Raw genomic sequence first — 16141 nt, 5'->3', positions numbered from 1 at the left:
CGCTCCATGCAGCCTGTACTACCCGCCTACCTGATCGCCCGTTGGCTTTTGTTGCTCGTGCTGTTGGCGGGGGTGTATTTCCTCAGCGGCTTCCTGGTTCCCGCCCTGGCGGCGCTGATCATCGGCCTGGCAAGCTGGCCCCTGTACCAACGCCTCGTCGCGCGCTGCGGCGGCCGCACCACGCTTGCCGCCTCGCTGGCGTTGCTGGTGGTCGTGGTCGTGCTGATCGTGCCGATGTCCCTGGCGCTGTCCTACGCCATCAAGGAAGCCAGCGCTTTTTTCGCCTGGGCCATCGCGGCCAATCGCCACGGCGTGGACGTGCCCGCCTGGATTACCTCGATGCCCGTCCTGGGCGAGCGCCTGGCCCAGTACTGGGAGTCCTACATCGGGGAACCCCACGCGCTGGGCGCGCTGGTCGAGGCCGTCAGCGGCGAACATCTGGGCAATATCTACCGCATGGTGCTGGCCGCCACGGGCAACGTGTTCCAGCTGCTGCTGACCGTGCTGTTCATGCTGATCACGCTGTTCTTCGTCTACAAGGACGGGACCCGCATGGTGGCCCAGCTGGACGTGCTGGGCGAACGCATCCTGCCCGCGCGCTGGCTGCGCTTTTCGCGCGTGGTGCCGGCCACCATCAACTCTACCGTCACCGGGATGGGCCTGATCGCGCTGGGCGAAGGCGTGGTTCTGGGCATCGCCTACTGGGTGGCGGGCGTGCCGTCGCCGGTGCTGCTGGGCGTGGTGACCGGCTTCATGGCGCTGGTTCCGGGCGGCGCGCCGCTGTCGTTCACCCTGGTGTCGCTGTACCTGGTCGGCTCGGGCCACCTGGTGGCGGGCATCGCCCTGATGGTCTGGGGCAGCGTCGAACTCTTCATCGTCGACAAGACCCTGCGCCCGCGGCTGGTGGGCGGCCCCGTCAAGCTGCCGTTCCTGCCGACCTTCTTCGGCCTGGTCGGGGGCGTGAAGACCATGGGCATCGTGGGCCTGTTCGTGGGCCCGGTGCTGATGGCCCTGCTGGTGGCGGTGTGGCGGGAATGGGTGCACCATGAAGTCCAGGAACGCGACGCAGCCCGGGTGAATCCTCCGCCGGCCTGACGCCGGGCCTGCCGGCGGTTTTGGTAATCTAGCCATCCCCGCGTATGCCGGCGCCTGGCCGGTGCGCGCCTGCGCCGCATGCAGACGCTTTGCAGCTTACGCCGCGGGGTGTGAGGATCGAGATGTCCGGGTTACCGCTTGATGATCAGATAGCTGAACTGCGCGAGCAGGGGTTTGTGGTGCTGCGCCAGTTCGCCAGCCCGGAGCAGGTGGCGGCGCTGCGCGCCGCGGCCGAGCGCGATTTGCTCGGCCAGGTGGCGCCCATTGAATACGAGGCCGACCTGCGCTATCCGGGCGCGCCCGAATCCCGGGCCGCCGAGGGCGGGCTGACCGTCAGGCGCCTTCTCAACGCCTACGCCCGCGATCCGCTGTTCGCGCAATGGGCCACCGGCCCGCGTATCGCCCAGTGGCTGGCGCGCTACTTCGGCGAAACCCCGGTGTTGTCCACGGTGCACCACAATTGCGTGATGACCAAGCATCCCGCGTACGGCAGCCTGACGGGCTGGCACCAGGACATCCGCTACTGGTCGTTTTCCGACACCGATCTGGTGTCCTGTTGGCTGGCGCTGGGGCCGGAAACGCGCGCCAACGGCGGGCTGTCGTTCATTCCCGGCTCGCACGCCGCGGCTTATGCTCCCGAACAGTTCGACGAACAGAAATTCTTCCGCGACGACGAGCCCCGGAACGCCGAGTGGATCGCGCGCGCGGTCTGTCCGGAGCTGCAGGCGGGCGACGTCGTCTTCTTCCATTGCCGCACGCTGCACGCGGCCCAGGGCAACCGCAGCGAGCGCGTGAAGCTGTCGGTCGTCCATACCTACCACCCGCAGTCTTGCCACCCGATGCCGGGCACTCGGTCCGCGTCGCAGCCCGGCGTGCCGCTGGAAGCCGCTGCCGGATAGGGAAAAAACGATTGGAATCTGCTATTAATAATTGAATTACAATTAATATTAGCGCACTGCGCATGGCCGAGCCGCTCCGGAATCCGCCATGCCCAGTTTCCTGCGCCGCATCCCTAGAACTCGAATAGGCTGTTTCCTGTGCGCAATCCACCCCAAGCCGACACGGAAAAGACGCAAGCGACGACGACCGAGACCCGGTCTTCGCTCTTCGTAGGCTCCACTGAAAAGGCCTTCCAGGTCCTGCATGCGTTCGACGGCCCCAAGCGTCACATGACCCTGGCCGACATCGCCCGCGCCTCGGGCCTGGACCGCAGCGCCACGCAGCGCCTGGTCTACACGCTGGAAACGCTGGGCTACCTGCGCCGCATTCCCGATACCCGCAATTACGGGCTGACGCCGAAGGTGCTGCAGTTCTCGTACAACTACGTGCGCGCCAACGAACTCATCGACAAGGCGTCGCCGTACCTGCTGGACATCAGCCGCACGCTGGGCGAAACCACCAACCTGCAGGAACTGGACGGCCACGAGATCGTGTTCGTGGCGCGCTTTCCCGGCCATCACCTGGTCAACGTGGACATCGCGGTGGGCAGCCGGCTGCCGGCCTATTTCACGGCCTCGGGCACGGCGATCCTGTCGCGCCTGTCCGACGAGCAGCGGCGCGAGATCCTGGCGCAGACGCGCCTGGAAGCGATCACGCCCTATACCGAAATCAACCCGGACAAGCTGCTGGAGCGTGTGCGGCGCGTGGCCGAGAAGGGCTACGCGATCATCGTGAACGAAACGGTGCTGGGAGATATTTCGGTGGCGGCGCCGGTGATCGATCACCGCGGGCTGGCGGTGGCGGCGATCAATATCGCGGTGCCGACGACGCGCTGGACGGTCGCGAGGGTGGAGGCCGAATTGGCGCCGCATGTGCAGGTGGCGGCCACGTCGATTTCGAAGTCCAAGTTTTCGGCGTATTCGCGGTAAGGGGGCGGGGGTATTGCTGGTCGGGCTTCGTAGGCCGCCCGGCGGCGCGGGCGCAGGGCGTGTCATAAGTGTGTCAGACACCCGGCGGCATTGCGGCCAGCCGTAGATCGTCTCGTACGGGCGTCAGACACTCCAGATAAGTGTCTGACACCCGTATGAGATGCCGGCCCTGTTGAAACGGACCTTCCCGGGTGTCTGACACGAGCCTGGACCGCTATCGTTGACCCGCATACCGCGGCCTTCGCCGCGCCCGGCGTCTCAAGAGATCAAAACAATCGAAGCCCTCAAGCCACCCCCTCAAACTCCTTGAGCAAAGGAATCAACTCCGCCCGCAAAGCGGCCTGCAGCCCGCCGTCCGGCGCCACCAGCGGATCCAGCACCTCCGGCGCATCCACGCCGATCAAATCCATCACCGACTTCATCGGCCCAGGATTGGTCTCGGCGAACGCCAGGTTCATCAGGGGGATCAGCCGGCGGTGCAATTCCATCGATTCCCGCGTGCGTCCCTCGGATGCCAGTTCGTAGACCTTGCGCCACGCCGTGGGCAGCAGGCTGGCGGTCACGACGATGCCGCCGCGCGCGCCCGCGGCCAGGTGCACGGGCAGCAGCGTGTCTTCGCCGCTGAACACCGCAAAGGAATCATCCACGCCGGCGACCGTGCGCAGGAAGTGGTACATGTCCGTGTTGCAGGCCTTCATGCCGATGATGTTCTCGTGGCGCGAGAGTTCGTGCAGGACTTCCGGCGCGATTGCGATGCGCGTGCGGTACGGAATTTCGTAGATCATCACGGGCAGCGGCGAAGCATCGGCGTAGCGCAGGAAATACTCGCGGATGCCGGCCTGCGTGGGCGTGGTGTAGTAGGGCGTCAGCACCATCAGCGCATCGGCGCCCGCGTCGGCGAATTCCTGGCCGGCCTGCAAGGCGTCGTGGAATCCGGGATCCAGCACGCCGGGGATCACCGGCACGCTGCCCTGCACGGCGTCCACCGTCAGCTTGCACATGCGGATGCGCTCGGCGCGCGCCAGCGCTCCGTACTCGCCGGTGCCGCCCAGAGGCACGATGCCGTCGATGCCCTGCTTGAGCAGGTAGGCGATCAGGGCCTGCGCGGCCGGGACGTTGATGGTGTCGTCGGCGTTGACGGGGGTCGGGATGGCGGGGAAGACACCGCGCAGTCGGGTAGCGTTCAGCATGAAACTTATCCTAAGAGGTGAAACAAGCGCGGATCAGCCGGCCAGGCTGCGGCGGCGCAGCCTGTCGGCCAGCCAGATCAGCGCGGCAATGAAGATGAAAAGGCAGGTGGAGACGGCGGCGATCACCGGGGATATCTGCAAGGTCACCTCGTCCCAGAACTGCTTGGGCAGGGTGGCGTTCAGGCCGCCCGAGGCGAACAGCGCGATGGTCAGTTCGTCGAATGACGTGGCGAACGCGAACAGGAACGACGACATCAGGCCGGCGCCCAGGATCGGGAACGTCACGAAGCGCAGCGTGGCCCAGGGGCCCGCGCCCAGGCTTTGCGCCGCCAGGTCCAGCCGCGTGTCGTAGTTGCGCAGCACCGCCATCATGGTGATCACCACGTAGGGAACGGCCACCACCGTGTGCGCCAGGATCAGGCCGATGGACGAGCCCACCAGGCCAACCCGGGCGAAGAAATAGAACATGCCCACGGCGATGATCATGCGCGGCACCACGATGGGCGACAGCACGAAGGCCAGCATGGCCGACTTGCCCCGCATGTTGGCGCGCACCAGGAGGAAGGCCGCCGGCGTGCCGATCAGCATCGCCAGCAGGCCCGTGCCCACGCCGACGATGAGCGAGCGCGTGATCGCCTGCATCCACACGGGCGACGTGAACATCTGCTCGTACCACTGCAGCGAGAAGCCCTTGGGCGGCCAGGTCAGGCCCGAGCCGGAGTCGAACGACAGCGGAATCATCAGGAAGGCCGGCGCCGACAGGAACGCCAGCATCAGCAACACGATCCACCACAGCGTGCGCGATTGCCCGGTGCCCGACACGGAACGCCGCAGGCGCTTGGGCAACAGGGCGAACAGGCGGTCCGAGATTCCGGCCAGCAGCGTCAGCACCGCGTCGCCGGCCCGGCGGCTCAGGCTTTCCTTGCCCGAGGCGCGCACCCGCGTGGAGGCGGCGCCCGTCATGGTCGAGAGCCCCAGCACCTTGTCGTAGATGGCGAAGACCACCAGCACCACGACCAGCAGCAGCACCGACACCGCGCCGGCGAATTCCCAGTTCATGGTCTGCTGGACCTGGTCGATGATGATCTGGGTGATCATCGTCTCCTTGCGCCCGCCCAGCAGCGCGGGCGTGATGAAGAAGCCGATCGCGGTCACGAACACCATGATGGCCGCGGCGGCCACGCCGGGCATCGACAGGGGGAAGTAGATCTTCCAGAACGCCGTGCCGGGCCGGGCGCCCAGGGTGGAGGCCGCCCGCGGCAGGTTGCGGTCGATGTTCTCCATGACCGACAGCATCGTCAGCACGGCCAGCGGCATCAGCGCATGCACCATGCCCACCAGCACGCTGCCGAAGTTGTAGAGCAGGTTGGCCGGCGCATCCAGGATGCCCAGCGCCTGCAGCAGCTGGTTGACCACGCCGTTGCGTCCCAGCAGCACCACCCACGCGAAGGTGCGCACCAGGAAGCTCGTCCAGAACGACAGCAGCACCCAGAACAGCAGCGAGGTCTTGCGCCGGGCCGAAAGGCTGGAGATCAGGTAAGCCACGGGGTAGCCCGCGACCACCGAGAAGAACGTCGTCCACAGCGAGATCTTCAGCGTGATCAGCAGCACGTTCACGTACACGCTCGACTCGAACAGCCGGTGGTACTGCGACAGCGAAAAGCCCTGGTCGCCGAACACGCTCAACAGCAGCAGCTGGCCCACCGGGTAGATGAGCAGCACCAGCAGCAGCACGACCAGCGGCGCCGCCATCAGGAAGTGGCGCCGCCCCTGGCTCATGCGCTTGCGGGGAGTGGCAAGGGTCGTCATGCGCTTACTCCGGGATGGCGACGGCGTCGGCCGCCTGCCAGCTGACCGACAGGGCCTGGCCGATGGCGTAGTGCTCGGCCTGGCGCTGCGTGGGGTAGGCCACCACGATGGGTTCGGCATCGGCGACGCCGGGGTCCAGGTAGAGCTTGGTCAGGCTGCCGGTCACCATGACGTCCAGCAGCTTGCCCGTCAGCTGAGGGGCGCCGCCGGCGCCGGCCGCGCCAATGCGCAGGTTCTGCGGGCGCAGCATCAGCGTGACTTTCTGGCCGGCCCGCATGGGCGCGCCGTTGGACAGGGCCAGGCCGGTCACGCCCTGGCGCTCCAGCTTGACCGACAGGGTCTCGCCATCGACCGAATCGACCACGCCGCGCAGCAGGTTCGATTCGCCCAGGAAGTCGGCCACGAACAGGGTGCGCGGGCGGAAGTACAGGTCCGCCGGCGTGCCCAGCTGTTCGATCGCGCCGCCGTTCATCAGGCAGATGCGGTCGGACATGGTCATGGCCTCTTCCTGGTCGTGCGTCACGTAGACGATGGTCGTGCCCAGTTCGCGGTGGATGCGCTTGATCTCCAGCTGCATCTGGTCGCGCAGTTTCTTGTCCAGGGCGCCCAGCGGCTCGTCCATCAGGATGATCGCGGGGCGGTACACCATGCAGCGGGCCAGCGCGATGCGCTGCTGCTGGCCGCCGGAGAGTTCACGCGGCAGCCGGGCCGCCACGTGGGGCAGGCGCACCATCTCCAGCGCCTCCATCGCGCGGCGGCGCGCTTCGGCCGCCGGCACCTTGCGCATCTTCAGAGGAAACGCGATGTTCTCCTCGATGCTCATGTGAGGGAACAGCGCGTAGTTCTGGAACACCATGCCGATGTCGCGTTCGTACGGCGCGCCGTAGGTCACGTCGGCGCCGTCGATCAGCACGCGGCCTTCGTCGGGCTGGGCCAACCCCGCGATCAGGCTCAACAGGGTGGTCTTGCCCGAGCCGGAGGGCCCCAGCAGGGTCAGGAATTCGCCGCGGGCGACGTCCAGGTGCGTGGGCGCCAGGGCGACGAAGTCTCCGTAGCGTTTGCCCAGGCCCGAGATTTGCAGATTGGAGGAAGACATGGTGTTCAACTAGATAAGGATTACTTCAGGACCCAGCCGTTGAAGCGCTCGAGCACGTCGCGCTGCTTTTCCAGCCAGTAGGCGGCGTTGATGTGCAGACCCGTCTTGATGTTGTCGGGATGGGTCGGGCAATTGCGGGCTACTTCGGGCTTGATGTAGTCGAAGGCGGCGGGCTGGGTGACGCCGGCGGCGAAGTACTCGACCAGCGCGGCCTGGCGCTTGGGGTCGGAGGCGAACTTGATGAATTCGCGGCACGCGTCCGCATTCGGCGTGCCCTTGAGGATGGACCAGTTGTCGCAGCCCCAGATGTTCTGGTCCCACACGATCTGCACGGGCGCGCCGTTGGCGATCGCGGATTGCGCGCGCGAGACCCAGGTGGCGATCATGTCGACCTCGCCCGAGCCCAGCATCTGCTCGACCTGGGCGCCGGTGTTCCACCACACGTCGACCGACGGCTTGATCTTGTCCAGGCTGGCCAGCGCCCGGTCGATGTCGCAGGGGTAGACCTTGTCGGTCGGCACGCCGTCGGCCATCAGCGCTTCCTCGATGGTGTCGAACGGATGCTTGCGCAGGCCGCGGCGGCCGGGGATGTTCTTCACGTCCCAGAAGTCGGCCCAGGAGGCGGGTGCGCGCCGGCCCTTGAAGGCGTCCGTGCGGTAGGCCAGCACCGTGGAGTACACGTTGTTGCCGACGCCGTAGGGCGACATGTACTGCTTGGGTATGGTGGCCACGACGGGATCGGACTCCAGGCCATGCTTTTCCAGGTACACCTTGCCGCCTTCGGTCAGCATCAGGATGGCGGGCTGGCTGATCTTGGCCATGTCCCAGGTGTAGTTGCCGGTGTCCACCATGCTGCGGATCTGCGCGGTGGGCTCGGCGTTGGCCTGCACGCCGACCACCTGGATGCCGGTGGCTTCGGAGAACGGCTTGTAGAACACGGCCCCGTAGGCCTTGCTGTAGATGCCGCCGTCGTCGCGTACGACGATGCGCTTGGAGGCCGCGCGCGACGGCGTCCAGATCATGGGCATGGCCAGGGCGGCGGCGCCGGCGGCCACGGTTTTGAGCGCGTTGCGGCGCGAGGCGTTATGGGAGGTCGGTTTCATTGAGGACTCCTGCGGATCGAGAACGACGGCTCAAGGCAACAAGCGGCCGGGGTTGAAAAGATGGGCGGGATCGAAAGCCTGTTTCACGGCGCGCATCATCGCCAGCTCGACTGGCGATTTGTAGTGCTCCATTTCGGCGAGGGAGCTGCGGCCCACGCCGTGTTCCGCGCTGAAGGTGCCGCCCAGCGCGGCGGCCACGTCGTTGACCGAGCGGCGGATCGCGGCCGCCATGGCGTCGCGGTCGGGCAGGGCGTTCCAGGCATCGAAGGTGAAGAAAGGAATGAAGTGCACGTTGCCGTCGCCCAGGTGCGCGACGATCAGCACGGGCAGGCCGGGCACCAGCCCGCGCACGGCCTGCGTGGCCTCGTCGATGAAGCGCGGCACGGCGGACACGGGCACCGCCGTGTCGGTGGTGAGGCCGACGCCGGCCTTCTTGTTCCCTTCCGACACGCTGTGGCGTACCTCCCAGAGCGCGGCGCGCTGGGCGCCATTGCTGGCGACGACGGCGTCGTGCAGCAGGCCTTGCGCGGCGGCCTGTTCCAGTATCCGCTGCAGCAGGTCCTGGAGCTCGGCGTCGCCGCCCGTGTCGGACAGTTCCACCAGCACGTGCCAGGGATGCGCGCCGGCCAGCGGATTCTTGCGGCCCGGCACGTGCGCCATCACCACATCCAGCTGGTTGCTGTCGATCATTTCGAAGGCCGACAGGCGCGAACCGCAGGCGCGCTGGAACAGGCCCAGGATGTCCAGCGCGGCTTGCGGGCTGTCGGGAGCCAGCCAGGCCACGGCGTGCGCGGTGGGCAGCGGATGCAGCTTGAGCACGGCGGCGGTGACGATGCCCATCGTGCCCTCGGCGCCGATGAACAGATGCTTGAGGTCGTAGCCGGTGTTGTTCTTGCGCAGCGCGGTCAGGCCGTTCCACATGGAACCGTCGGGCAGCACCACTTCCAGGCCCAGGACGTTGTCGCGGGTGTTGCCGTAACGCAGCACGCCGGTGCCGCCGGCGTTGGTGGCGATGGTGCCGCCGATCTGGCACGAACCTTCCGCGCCCAGGCTGATCGGGTACAGCCGGCCTTCGGCGGCCGCCGCTTCCTGCACCGAGGCCAGGACGCAGCCGGCCTCGACCTCCATGGCGTTGTTGGCCGCGTCCACGCGGCGGATACGGCGCATGCGCGACAGGTTCACGATGACCGGCGGCCGGCCCGCATCGGCCGGCACCGCGCCGCCGCACAGGCTGGTGTTGCCGCCCTGGGGCAGCACGGGCGTGCCATGCGCATGGCAGAGGCGCACGATTTCCGACACCTGCCGGGTATCGCCAGGCAGCGCGACGCATAGCGCCGGGCCCTTGTAGCGGCCGCGCCAATCTTCGGTGTACCCGGCCGTGTCGGCCTCGGAATGGAGGATGGCGTCCGCGCCCAGGGCCTGGGTCAGCGCGTCTAGCAAGGTGATGCCGTTGGTCATGTCTGGGATCCCGGATGGAGCCTCGGGATGGACGGAACCCCGAGTTCATTCGGGCACAGCATACGATTACTTAAATTGCTTTTCGATTTAAATAATCTCAATACGATTGAATTTAGGGTATGTCCTTAGACCTCCGCGCGGTTTGCGGCGCGCGTTGCCCTACGGGGGCGGGCCAGTGCCGGCGAGCAGGGCGGTTCCGTATTGCGATTTTTAAAATGATCGAAATCCAATCATATCGTTCTGTATGCAATTTAATATAAAACACTAAACCGCCATTGGGGAACAAGGAAGAAACATGCTGCCCAACGTAATGGATTACCGGCGGCGCGCGCGCAAGCGCCTGCCCCGGCTGGCGTTCGATTACCTGGAGGGCGGCGCCGAGGACGGCATCGCGATGGCGCGCAACGCGTCGGCCTATTCCGATCTCGAGTTCCGTCCCGACGTGCTGGTGGATGTGTCGGAATGCCGGCTGGAGGCGCCCGTGCTGGGCGTTACGGCCGCGATGCCGGCCGTCGTGGGGCCTACCGGCCTGAATGGCCTGTTCTGGCCCGACGCCGACATCCATCTGGCGCGCGCGGCGCACAAGGCCGGCCTGCCGTTCGTGCTGTCGACGGCGTCCACGTCCCTGCTGGAGGACGTGCGCGCGGCCAGCTCCGGCGAGCTCTGGCTGCAGCTCTATGTGCAGCGCGACCGCCGCATCGCCGAACACCTGATGGACCGCGCCTGGCAGAGCGGCTATACCGTGCTGTTCCTGACCGTGGACGTGCCGGTGCATGGCAACCGCGACCACGACAAGCGCAATGGCTTCAAACTGCCCTTGCGGCCCTCGCGCCGGCTGCTGCTGGACCTGGCCGCGCATCCCGGCTGGTGCTGGCGCATGCTGCGCCATGGCGGGCCGCAGTTGAAGAATCTGGCGGTCAGCTCGAACGCGCGCGAGAACATCACCGAACAGGCCTCTGCCCTCAGCCGCCAGATGGACCTGGCCCTGACGTGGGACGACGTCGCCTGGCTGCGGCGGGCCTGGCGCGGGCGCATCGTCATCAAGGGCATCCAGGGCCTGGCCGACGCGCGGCGCGCGCAGTCGCACGGCGTGGATGGCATCGTCCTGTCCAACCATGGCGGCCGCCAGCTGGAGAGCGCGCCTTGCCCCTTGGAAGTCCTGCCGGAAGTGGCGGCGGATTTGGGTCGGTCGCTGGAGATCCTGGTGGACGGCGGGGTGCGCCGCGGCAGCGACATCGCCAAGGCGGCGGCGCTGGGCGCGCGCGCCGTGCTGTTGGGCCGCGCGCCCTTGTACGGGCTGGCGGGTCGAGGTCCGGCAGGCGCTGACGAGGTGCTGGCCATCCTGCGCACCGAACTCGAAAATACCCTCAGGCTGCTGGGCCGCGGCAGCATCGGCGCGCTCGACGCCACGGCGGTGCGCCGCCGTTGAACCCCATTGCAAACTTTCATCGGAACGACATGCGCGAAAAAATCGCCTTCATCGGCGGAGGCAATATGGCCTGCGCCATCATCGACGGCCTGCTTGGCCAAGGCCGGGCATTGGCCGATTTCCTGGTGGTGGAGCCCTACGCTCCCGCGCGGGATGCGCTGGTCGCGCGCGGCCTGGCCTGCCGCGAAGCCGCAGGCACCGAGCTGGCGGACGCCGCGCTGTGCGTGTTGGCCACCAAGCCGCAGGTCCTGCGCGAGGCTTGCGGGCAGATCCGGCAGTATCTGCCCGCAGGCGCCACGGTGGTCAGCATTGCGGCCGGCGTGGAACTGGCCTCGCTGTCGGATTGGCTGGGCGGCCATGCGCGCATCGTGCGCGCCATGCCCAACACGCCGGCCAAGGTGGGCCTGGGCATGACAGGCCTGTATGCCACGCAGGCCTGTGGCCAGGCGGAGCGCGAGCAGGTCGACGCGCTGTTCGCCGCCGTGGGCGAGCGCATCTGGACCGCCAGCGAGGCCATGATCGACGCCGTCACCGCAGTGACGGGCAGCGGGCCGGGCTACGTGTTCCATTTCATGGCGGCGCTGGAAAAAGGCGCTGAGGAACTGGGTTTCACGCCCGCGGAGGCGCGCCGGCTGGCGGTGTCCGCCTTCCGCGGCGCGGCCGCGCTGGCCGCCAGCGAAGACGTGCCGCTGACCGAGCTGCAGGACCGGGTCACGTCCAAGGGCGGCACCACTCATGCCGCGCTGTCGCACATGCAGGCGGCGGGCGTGGGCGAGGCGATCACCCTGGCCGTGCACAAGGCCGAGCAGCGCGCGCGGGAACTGTCGGCGGGCTGAGGCCCGCTCACCGGCCCAGGCTGCCGCGAGCGTGGCGGCCCAGCCACCACAGCAGCGCCGTGGCCGCCAGGATCGCCGCCACGTTGAACCGCAGGGCGCTGGCGAACGCCTGGGCGTGGCATTCGGCCACGCCGCCGCCGCAGGCCTGCAGCGTGCCGCCAAACAGCATGCCCACGGCGGATACACCGAGCGCGGCGCCGATCTGCTGCAGCGTCGAAACGATGCCCGCCGCCATGCCGGCCTGGCGATCGTCCACGAACCCCAGCGCCAGGTTCACCAGCGGCGTGTTCACCGCGCCCTGCGCCGCGCCCAGCCACACCAGCAGGGGCAGCAGCGACCAGGGGTCCAGGCTGGCCCCCGCGGCGCCCACGCGCATCATCAGCGCCGCCGTCGCTCCGCCGTACAGCAACGCGGAAAGCGCGATGGCGGGCGTGCCGAAGCGCGCGACCAGCCGCGGCGCCGCCATGGAGCCCGCCACGAAGCCCGCGCTGGCCGGCGCAAAGATCAGGCCGGCCGTCAGGGCGTCAAGCCCGAATCCCGTCTGGACCAGCAGGGCGTAGCAGAGGAACAGCGCGCTGGTGGTCGAGAACACCAGCATGACCAGCAGACAGCCCGCCGCGAACCGCGGCTGCGCCAGCAAGGCCATGTCGACCAGCGGCGCGCCGCCCCGGACGCGCATGCGGCGCTGCATCCGCGCGAACCACGCCAGCACGGCGGCGGACGCCGTGCCGCAAGCCACGGTCCACGCGGGCCAATGCCGCTGCGGGCCTTCGATCAGGGCCAGCAGCAGCAGGGCCAGCCCCGCGCCCACCAGCGCGGCGCCGGGCCAGTCCATGGCCGCGCCGGAAGCCTCGCGGGATTCGGGGATGTGGCGCGCCAGGCGCCAGGCCAGCAAGCCCAGCGGCACGTTGATGAGGAAGATGCTGCGCCACGCAAGGCCGAAGAGGTCGGCATGCACGATCCAGCCGCCCAGCACCTGCCCGGCGATCGCGGCCAGCCCCAGCGTCATGCCCAGCAGCCCGAAGGCGCGCCGCCGCGCGTGTCCGTCGTAGCTGACGCGGATCAGCGCATACACCTGCGGAAACAGCATGGCCGCGGCCATGCCCTGCAGGATGCGCGCGGCGATCAGCGTGTCCGCCGTGGGGGCCAGGCCGCACAAGGCCGAGGCGAGCGCGAAGCCCGCCATGCCCAGCATGAACACGCGCCGTCTTCCGTGTCGGTCTCCCAGTCGGCTGCCCGCGATCAGCAGCACGCCGTAGGCCAGTTCGTAGGCGGCGATGATGAATCCGACCTGCGCGAAGCTGGCGGACAGGGTGGCCTGCATGCTGGGAATGGCGACGTTGACCACGAACAGATCGAAGATCGTGATGAAGCCGCCCGACAGCAGGACGGCCAGGCCCAGGCGCCCCATGGCCGCGGACGCGGGCGTGGGATCGGCAGGACGGGAAAGCGTGGTGGAGGTCATGGAATGCGCCATCGAGTGAAGATGGGCGCTATTCTGGTGAGGCTTTCAGCCTTATACAATTTAGCTGTTTATGCTATTACTGCCTGCAATACGACCATGACTGAAACCGCGGCGTCCCGGCGCCTGGAGCGTACCCGCTCCGATCTGTCCGAATTCCTGCGCCTGCGCCGCGCGCGGCTCGCTCCCTCCGAGCTCGGCCTGCCCGCCGGCGGCCGCCGGCGCACGCCGGGCCTGCGCCGCGAGGAAGTGGCCGCGCTGGCCGGCGTGGGGCTGGCCTGGTACACCTGGTTCGAACAGGGCCGCAACATCAGCGTGTCGGCCGGCTTTCTGGAAAACCTTGCGCGCGTGCTGAAGCTGGATGCCGCCGAACGGCGCCACCTGTATCTGCTGGCGCACCAGCGTCCTCCGTCCGAACCGGGCCGCACCTGGTGCACGGTGCCGGCGCAGGTGCGCCGCCTGATGGACGATCTGCCCGCGCGCCCGGCCTATATCCTGAACCTGCGCTGGGACGTGGTGGCGTGGAACGCGGCGGCCGACCGTGTGTTCGGCTTTGCGGCGCAGCCGGCGGGGCGCCGCAACCTGCTGTGGATGCTGTTCGCGGCCCCGGCGATGCGGCAATTGTTCGTGGACTGGTCGGCGCAGGCGCCCGCGATGCTATCCACCTTCCGGCGTGATTTCGCCAGCGCCGCGGGCGAGCCCGACGTGGCGGAACTCGTCGACGAACTGGAGCGCGTGTCGCCGGACTTCAAGGCCTGGTGGCGCGAACACGACGTGCACGGCGCGTGCATAGGCCTGCGCAGCCTGAGGATCGAGCCCCTGGGTGAACTGGCGTTCGAACACGCGACGCTTTCCGTCGACGAGAGCCGGCACCTGCGCCTGGTGGTCTATGCCCCGGCGCCCGGCGAATCACGGGCGGGAGAGTTCGCGCGCTGGCTCCAGGCCCCGGGCCCGCATGCGCCCGGCGTGCGTGGCCCCAGAGAATAGGCGGGGCGTGGGTCTACGAGCCGGCCACGCGCGGCTCCTATAGTCGGCTTTTCCTTTCCGGCTTTCCGCGGATTCCGCCGCTGCCATCATGTCCGACGCCGTGCTTTCCCGCCGCAATGCGCTGTTGCTTCTGGGCGTGGTGGTGCTGGCCTGGGGATTCACCTGGGTCGTCAACAAGCTGCTGCTGCAATACATGACGCCCATCTGGGCCGCCGCCGCGCGCAGCATCGCAGGCACCGCCGCGCTGTTGGCGCTCGGCCTGGCCTTGCGCCGCGTGGCCTGGCCGGTGAAGGCCGATATCCCCGTCATCCTCAGCGTGGGGCTGCTGCACATGGGCGCGTTCGCGGCCCTGGTCAGCCTGGGGCTGCAATATGTGTCCGCGGGCAGATCGGTCGTGCTGGCGTACACCACGCCGCTGTGGGTGATTCCGGCCGCCTGGCTGTTCCTGGGCGAATCCATAGGCCGGGCCAGGCAGGCCGGCCTGGCGCTGGGCATGCTGGGGCTGATCGTCATATTCAATCCGCTCGCCTTCGACTGGCACAGCCGAGACGCGCTGGCCGGCAACGGCCTGATCCTGCTGGCGGCCCTGTGCTGGGCGGCCAACATCGTCTACGTGCGCGCGCACCGTTGGGCCACGCCGCCCTTCGAACTTGCGTTCTGGCAGGCCTTGCTGGCGTCGGCGGTGCTGTCGGCGGCGGCGTACGCAGCGGAAGGCGCGCCCGTGGTGGCGTGGAGCGCGGACCTGGCATGGCTGCTGGGCTACGCCGGCATATTCGGCATCGCGGTGGCGTACTGGGCGGCCGTGACCGTGAACCGGGCCTTGCCCGCGGGCGTTACGTCCATCGGCCTGCTGGGTGTGCCGGTGTTCGGCCTGCTGTGCTCGGCGGTGATCCTGCAAGAGCCGGTCGGCGCTTCGTTGCTGGCGGGCATGGCGCTGATCGTGGGCGGCATCGCGGCGGGGGTGAGCGAATGCCGGGCTTGACGGAAAGATCATGGTGCGTATATCGTAAGATATATATCTTAAGATACACGGAAAGGAGATTCCATGCGCCATCCCCAATTCCTGACCGCATTCCCCCGCGGACCGCGCCGCTCCCGCAACCAGGCCCACGGCCATGGCCATGGCCACGCCCCGCAACACGATCACGACGGCCGGCACGCCCATCACCAGCGCCTCGCGGGCGCGGAGGGCGACTGGTTCTCGGGTTCGCCCGATGGCCGCGGAGACGCCGACGGTTTCGGCGGAGACGGGCGCGGCTGGGCGCGCGGCCGCAAGGTCAGCAGCGACGACCTTCAGCTCATGCTGCTGGGCCTGCTGGAGCAAAACCCCAGCCACGGCTATGAGCTCATCAAGGCGCTGGGCGCGCTCAGCAACGGCTTCTACACGCCCAGCCCCGGCATGGTCTATCCCGCGCTGACCTACCTGGAAGAACTGGGCTACGCCACGGTCGAGCAGGCCGGCGCGAAAAAGCGCTACCACCTGGCGGAGCCCGGCCGCGCGCACCTGGACGGCAACCGCGAGCGCCTCTCCCTCATGTTCAACAAGCTCAAGCACGTCGCGCGCAAGATGGACTGGATGCGCCAGGCCTGGAGCGGCCAGCCGCGTGCCACGGGCCCCGAAGGCGAGGACACCGCGACCGGATGGCTGCCGGAATTCGTGGAGGCTCGCCAGGCGCTCAAGCGCGCGCTGCTGGAACGCACCGACGCCACTCCCAAGGAGCAGCGCCGCATCGCCGCCATCCTGGCGCGCGCAACAGAAGAAATCACGGGCCCCTGTTCCTGATTTCAGACCTCATTCCTGGAGTATT

The 16141-nt window shown here is 68.1% G+C and carries 14 protein-coding genes; 8 read left to right on the top strand and 6 right to left on the bottom strand.

The window, feature by feature from the left end; genetic code table 11:
- Positions 1-6 precede the first annotated feature (6 nt).
- The 3 genes from JL37_RS21475 to JL37_RS21465 all read left to right on the top strand — a co-directional run bounded on the left by JL37_RS21475 (position 7) and on the right by JL37_RS21465 (position 2963).
- A complete protein-coding gene (locus JL37_RS21475; protein ID WP_043546611.1) occupies positions 7-1095 on the top strand; it encodes an AI-2E family transporter in 1089 nt (362 codons plus the stop codon).
- A gap of 122 nt (positions 1096-1217) precedes the next feature.
- Entirely contained in the window at positions 1218-1994 is a 777-nt protein-coding gene (locus JL37_RS21470) for a phytanoyl-CoA dioxygenase family protein (protein WP_043546610.1), read from the top strand.
- A 138-nt stretch (positions 1995-2132) separates the two neighbouring features.
- A complete protein-coding gene (locus JL37_RS21465) occupies positions 2133-2963 on the top strand; it encodes an IclR family transcriptional regulator (RefSeq protein ID WP_043546609.1) in 831 nt (276 codons plus the stop codon).
- Between the two features lie 284 nt (positions 2964-3247).
- Here JL37_RS21465 and dapA read toward each other — a convergent pair whose 3' ends face one another.
- Genes dapA through JL37_RS21440 form a run of 5 tightly spaced genes read right to left on the bottom strand, consistent with a single transcriptional unit; the run spans position 3248 to position 9619 of the window.
- Positions 3248-4153 carry a 4-hydroxy-tetrahydrodipicolinate synthase gene (dapA, locus tag JL37_RS21460; protein WP_081955141.1) on the bottom strand — a complete coding sequence of 302 codons (906 nt, stop codon included), beginning with the start codon at positions 4151-4153 and terminating at the stop codon, positions 3248-3250.
- A gap of 33 nt (positions 4154-4186) precedes the next feature.
- Positions 4187-5962 carry an ABC transporter permease subunit gene (locus JL37_RS21455; RefSeq protein WP_043546606.1) on the bottom strand — a complete coding sequence of 592 codons (1776 nt, stop codon included), beginning with the start codon at positions 5960-5962 and terminating at the stop codon, positions 4187-4189.
- Positions 5963-5966: 4 nt separating this feature from the next.
- Positions 5967-7058 carry an ABC transporter ATP-binding protein gene (locus JL37_RS21450; RefSeq protein WP_043546605.1) on the bottom strand — a complete coding sequence of 364 codons (1092 nt, stop codon included), beginning with the start codon at positions 7056-7058 and terminating at the stop codon, positions 5967-5969.
- 20 nt (positions 7059-7078) lie between these two features.
- Positions 7079-8161, bottom strand: a complete 1083-nt coding sequence (locus JL37_RS21445; RefSeq protein WP_043546604.1) for an ABC transporter substrate-binding protein — start codon at positions 8159-8161, stop codon at positions 7079-7081.
- Positions 8162-8191: 30 nt separating this feature from the next.
- Complete coding sequence (locus tag JL37_RS21440) at positions 8192-9619, bottom strand: FAD-binding oxidoreductase (RefSeq protein ID WP_043546602.1); 1428 nt, start codon at positions 9617-9619, stop codon at positions 8192-8194.
- Positions 9620-9914: 295 nt separating this feature from the next.
- Here JL37_RS21440 and JL37_RS21435 point away from each other — a divergent pair, with 295 nt between their 5' ends.
- Together JL37_RS21435 and proC are read left to right on the top strand one after the other, a co-directional pair.
- Positions 9915-11048, top strand: coding sequence for an alpha-hydroxy acid oxidase (locus JL37_RS21435; protein ID WP_043546601.1), 1134 nt, complete (start codon positions 9915-9917; stop codon positions 11046-11048).
- A gap of 29 nt (positions 11049-11077) precedes the next feature.
- Positions 11078-11884, top strand: a complete 807-nt coding sequence (proC, locus tag JL37_RS21430) for a pyrroline-5-carboxylate reductase (protein WP_043546600.1) — start codon at positions 11078-11080, stop codon at positions 11882-11884.
- Between the two features lie 7 nt (positions 11885-11891).
- Here the strand turns inward: proC and JL37_RS21425 are convergent, their stop codons facing one another.
- Positions 11892-13349 (bottom strand): MFS transporter, encoded by a 1458-nt coding sequence (locus JL37_RS21425; protein ID WP_043547161.1) that lies wholly within the window; start codon positions 13347-13349, stop codon positions 11892-11894.
- 96 nt (positions 13350-13445) lie between these two features.
- Here JL37_RS21425 and JL37_RS21420 point away from each other — a divergent pair, with 96 nt between their 5' ends.
- The 3 genes from JL37_RS21420 (at position 13446) to JL37_RS21410 (ending at position 16116) form a co-directional block, all read left to right on the top strand.
- On the top strand, positions 13446-14333 hold the full coding sequence (locus JL37_RS21420; RefSeq protein WP_052097496.1) for a helix-turn-helix transcriptional regulator: 888 nt from the start codon (positions 13446-13448) through the stop codon (positions 14331-14333).
- A gap of 88 nt (positions 14334-14421) precedes the next feature.
- Positions 14422-15315 carry a DMT family transporter gene (locus JL37_RS21415; protein ID WP_043546599.1) on the top strand — a complete coding sequence of 298 codons (894 nt, stop codon included), beginning with the start codon at positions 14422-14424 and terminating at the stop codon, positions 15313-15315.
- A 63-nt stretch (positions 15316-15378) separates the two neighbouring features.
- Positions 15379-16116, top strand: a complete 738-nt coding sequence (locus JL37_RS21410; protein ID WP_043546597.1) for a PadR family transcriptional regulator — start codon at positions 15379-15381, stop codon at positions 16114-16116.
- Positions 16117-16141: the final 25 nt, after the last annotated feature.

The organism is Achromobacter sp. RTa, assembly GCF_000757485.1.
Lineage (GTDB): Bacteria > Pseudomonadota > Gammaproteobacteria > Burkholderiales > Burkholderiaceae_B > Achromobacter.
The sequence above is the reverse complement of the archived record's forward strand: the minus strand, read 5'-3'. Positions and strand labels throughout refer to the sequence as shown.

What these genes read in the sequence shown, in the direction of transcription:
- JL37_RS21440 (WP_043546602.1), bottom strand. Translation starts at nt 9,619, where the DNA reads ATGACCAACGGCATCACCTTGCTAGACGCGCTGACCCAGGCCCTGGGC.
- JL37_RS21420 (WP_052097496.1), top strand. Translation starts at nt 13,446, where the DNA reads ATGACTGAAACCGCGGCGTCCCGGCGCCTGGAGCGTACCCGCTCCGAT.
- JL37_RS21415 (WP_043546599.1), top strand. Translation starts at nt 14,422, where the DNA reads ATGTCCGACGCCGTGCTTTCCCGCCGCAATGCGCTGTTGCTTCTGGGC.
- dapA (WP_081955141.1), bottom strand. Translation starts at nt 4,153, where the DNA reads ATGCTGAACGCTACCCGACTGCGCGGTGTCTTCCCCGCCATCCCGACC.
- JL37_RS21425 (WP_043547161.1), bottom strand. Translation starts at nt 13,349, where the DNA reads ATGACCTCCACCACGCTTTCCCGTCCTGCCGATCCCACGCCCGCGTCC.
- JL37_RS21445 (WP_043546604.1), bottom strand. Translation starts at nt 8,161, where the DNA reads ATGAAACCGACCTCCCATAACGCCTCGCGCCGCAACGCGCTCAAAACC.
- JL37_RS21410 (WP_043546597.1), top strand. Translation starts at nt 15,379, where the DNA reads ATGCGCCATCCCCAATTCCTGACCGCATTCCCCCGCGGACCGCGCCGC.
- JL37_RS21450 (WP_043546605.1), bottom strand. Translation starts at nt 7,058, where the DNA reads ATGTCTTCCTCCAATCTGCAAATCTCGGGCCTGGGCAAACGCTACGGA.
- JL37_RS21455 (WP_043546606.1), bottom strand. Translation starts at nt 5,962, where the DNA reads ATGACGACCCTTGCCACTCCCCGCAAGCGCATGAGCCAGGGGCGGCGC.
- JL37_RS21475 (WP_043546611.1), top strand. Translation starts at nt 7, where the DNA reads ATGCAGCCTGTACTACCCGCCTACCTGATCGCCCGTTGGCTTTTGTTG.
- proC (WP_043546600.1), top strand. Translation starts at nt 11,078, where the DNA reads ATGCGCGAAAAAATCGCCTTCATCGGCGGAGGCAATATGGCCTGCGCC.
- JL37_RS21435 (WP_043546601.1), top strand. Translation starts at nt 9,915, where the DNA reads ATGCTGCCCAACGTAATGGATTACCGGCGGCGCGCGCGCAAGCGCCTG.
- JL37_RS21470 (WP_043546610.1), top strand. Translation starts at nt 1,218, where the DNA reads ATGTCCGGGTTACCGCTTGATGATCAGATAGCTGAACTGCGCGAGCAG.